The 3,550-nt window shown below is 61.8% G+C and carries 2 protein-coding genes and 1 pseudogene; all 3 read left to right on the top strand.

The window, feature by feature from the left end:
- Nucleotides 1-975 (top strand): annotated as a pseudogene (locus EN884_RS29735) (cell division protein FtsZ); the annotation flags it as partial.
- 281 nt (nucleotides 976-1,256) lie between these two features.
- Complete coding sequence (gene lpxC / locus EN884_RS29730; RefSeq protein ID WP_013530964.1) at nucleotides 1,257-2,207, top strand: UDP-3-O-acyl-N-acetylglucosamine deacetylase; 951 nt, start codon at nucleotides 1,257-1,259, stop codon at nucleotides 2,205-2,207.
- A gap of 263 nt (nucleotides 2,208-2,470) precedes the next feature.
- Nucleotides 2,471-3,340 carry an outer membrane protein assembly factor BamD gene (locus EN884_RS29725; protein WP_063168306.1) on the top strand — a complete coding sequence of 290 codons (870 nt, stop codon included), beginning with the start codon at nucleotides 2,471-2,473 and terminating at the stop codon, nucleotides 3,338-3,340.
- Nucleotides 3,341-3,550 lie beyond the last annotated feature (210 nt).

The raw sequence follows: 3,550 nt of genomic DNA, 5'->3' as shown, positions 1-3,550 counted from the left end.
GGCGAGGGCCGCGCGATGGCCGCCGCCGAAGCGGCGATCGCCAACCCGCTGCTCGACGAAACCTCGATGAAGGGCGCCAAGGGCCTGCTGATCTCGATCACGGGCGGCCGCGACCTGACGCTGTTCGAAGTCGACGAAGCGGCGACCCGTATCCGCGAGGAAGTCGACCAGGACGCCAACATCATCCTGGGCGCCACTTTCGACGAGGAACTCGAAGGCGTCATCCGCGTCTCGGTGGTTGCCACCGGCATCGACAAATCGGCGGCTGAAATCGCCGCTGCGCCGATCTCGATCCGCACGGCGCCTCCGAAGCCGGTCAGCCGCCCGGCGGCTCAGATCGCGGAGGCTCGCCCGGCGCCTGTTCAGCAGGCGGCCTACGAGCCACGCGCTGTCGACCCTGTCGCCGAAGCCATCCAACTGGCCGAAGCCAATGCCGCGGCGATGGCGCAGGCGCGCCCGGCTCCTGTCGCTCACGCAGAAGATTTCCGCCCACAGAGCAAGATCTTCCAGGCGCCGCCAGCACAGCCGATGCCGCAGCCGGTGGTCCAGCAGATGCAGCCGGCCCCGCAGCCGCGCGAGATGCTGCGCGAAGCCCCGCAGCCTGTTGCCATGGCACCTCAGCGTATGCCGCGCGTCGAGGACTTTCCGCCGGTCGTCAAGGCCGAGGTGGATGCCAAGAGCCGCCCGGTGGACCACGAGAACAACAGCGGACCGATGGGCCTGCTGAAGCGCCTGACCAACGGACTGACCCGCCGCGAGGAAGAACCCGCAAGGCTGCAGCCGGCGCAGCCGCGTGAGCCCAAGCTGCGCCAGGCGGCGCCCGAAGTGCGCCGCCTCGCCAGCCAGGATGCGCAGCTCTATGCGCCGCGCCGTGGCCAACTCGACGATCAGGGCCGCCTGACGCCGCAGGTGAGGACGACTCAGGAAGACGATCAGCTGGAGATTCCGGCGTTCCTGCGCCGCCAGGCCAACTGATTGGTAAACGGACTGTAACATTTGTTAACAGGCAAGCGAGGAATCGCTTGCCTGTTAACGTTTTAAATGATGTGATTTCAATAACTTACAAAGTCGCACCCATTCCAGTTCGCGGTTACACAGAGTAAGAAACCGTGATTTGGAGTCTCCCTGACGGGACATTATCTTCGCTGCCTACCATCATCGGTTTGCCGGGATTTCGGGGGAAGTCGCCCTGCCAACCGATTCACACAAGAGCCGCGCCCTCGGGCTGGAGAAGCGGACCTAGGCATTACGGGCTTATGGGGATTGTCTTGCACGACTATCAGACGACATTGAAGACGCGCGCGTCGCTTACCGGCACCGGCGTCCACAGCGGCAAGGAAGTGTCCATCAGCTTCATGCCGGCGGATGCCGACACCGGCATCGTTTTCCAGCTTTTCAACGGTGCCGAGCAGGGCCGCGAGTTTCGTGCCCTGGTTTCGGAAGTCGGCGCCACCGACCTGTGCACCATGCTTGGTGATCCCGCCGGCGAGCATATCGCCACGGTCGAGCACATCATGGCGGCGCTGTTTGGGCTCGGCATCGACAATGTCGCTGTCGAGATCGACGGTTCCGAGGTTCCGATCTTCGATGGCAGCGCCATGGCGTTCGTCGAAGCCATCGACCAGGCGGGCATCGAGACGCTTTCGGTCAAGCGCCGCTATATCAGGGTCATCAAGCCGGTCCGCATCGAGAACGGCGCCTCGTGGGCGGAGTTTCGGCCCTATGACGGAACCCGTTTCGAGATCGAGATCGACTTCGAAAGCCCGGCGATCGGCCGTCAGCTGTTTGCCTCCGACCTCAATGCCGATATTTTCCGTCGCGACATCGCGCGCGCCCGCACCTTCGGCTTCATGAAGGATGTCGAGCGGCTGTGGGCTGCAGGCTATGCGCTCGGCTCCTCGCTGGAGAATTCGCTGGTGATCGGCGACGACAACCGCGTCATCAACATGGGCGGCCTGCGCTATCCCAACGAATTCGTGCGCCATAAAACGCTGGACGCCATGGGCGACCTGGCGCTGGCCGGCGCCCGTTTCATCGGCTGCTTCCGCTCCTATCGCGGCGGCCACAGGATGAATGCCGCGGCCCTGCGCCGCCTGCTGTCGGATCGCACGGCGTTCGAGATCGTCGAGACGACGCGCCGGGAGCGTGGCCGCAGCGCCGAGATGAACGCCGTCAACGCGCCGCTCTACGCGCCCTGGATGATCTGATTTTCCCAGGTTTTTCGGGTTCCATGGGGAATTGCGCGTGTTGCAGGAATGCACCACCCGCCAGTGAAATTGCATTGATGTCCAAGCTGCGTCCGGCCGCCACAAAAATGTGCGATTGGCCGGAGATAGCGTTGCCGGGCAAGGCGGTTATGGTTTATGGCTGCTGCCGTCGATTAGTGCATGTCGTTCAAAAGTGGGGACCAGTTTTGAAACAATGGCATGCAACTGGCATTGAAATAGCGCCGAAAGGGCGAGATCCAATCATGTTCTTCAAGCGAGTTGGTCAATTGAAAGCACCGCAGAGGGCCGTTTTCCTGGCGCTTTCAGTAGTTGTTCCATCGCTCTTCCTGTCGGCCTGCATGTCGTCGGAGAAAGATATCGACCTGTCGACCTATGTCGACCAGACCGAACCGGCCGATGTTCTCTACAATCAGGGCCTTGCCAATCTCAATGCCGGACGCCTGCAGGAGGCGAGCCGCAAGTTCGACGCCGTCGACCGCCAGCACCCCTATTCGGAATGGGCTCGCAAATCGATGGTGATGGGCGCTTTCGCCGATTATCGCCAGGGCAATTACGACGAGGCGATCGGCTCGGCCAAGCGCTACCTCACGCTCTATCCATCGACCGATGACGCCGCCTATGCGCAGTACATCATCGGCTTGAGCTATTACCGCCAGATCAAGGACGTGACGCAGGACCAGAAGGAAGCGCGCCAAACCGTTCAGACAATGCAGGATCTGGTGACGCGCTGGCCGACATCGGAATATGTCGACGACGCCAAGGAAAAGATCCGCTTCGCCAACGATCAGTTGGCCGGCAAGGAAATGCAGATCGGCCGCTACTATCTCGAGCGCCGGGAATACATCGCCGCCGTCAAGCGCTTCCGCACCGTGGTCGAGAATTATTCCAACACGCGCCATGTCGAGGAGGCGCTCGCCCGCCTGACCGAAAGCTATTACGCGATGGGTCTGACTTCGGAGGCGCAGACGGCCGCCGCCGTGCTCGGCACCAACTATCCCGACAGCTCGTGGTACAAGGATTCCTACAAGCTGTTGCAAAGCAATGGGCTTGCACCGCGCGAAAATGCCGGATCGTGGATATCCAAGGCCGGGAAATTGATCACCGGGGCTTGACCCCCCAAGCAGACGTCGCGGGCTTCGCCAACGCGCCGTCTGCCTGATTTCGTTGTTTGTCGCAGGTTCTTGTCGCAAAACCGCGGAACACTTTTGCGGAACCTGCTTGGAGCATCGGATCGAAGCGTACGCAGCGCTTTTTTCGGATTGATCCGGTGCTCAAACAAAAAGATAGTGCGCCGCTGCGACTGCAAATGGTCGCGTGCCGTC

Origin of the sequence: Mesorhizobium sp. M7A.F.Ca.AU.001.01.1.1, assembly GCF_004022735.1 — a bacterium.
GTDB lineage: Bacteria > Pseudomonadota > Alphaproteobacteria > Rhizobiales > Rhizobiaceae > Mesorhizobium > Mesorhizobium ciceri.
This window is presented reverse-complemented; position numbering and strand designations above follow the sequence as displayed.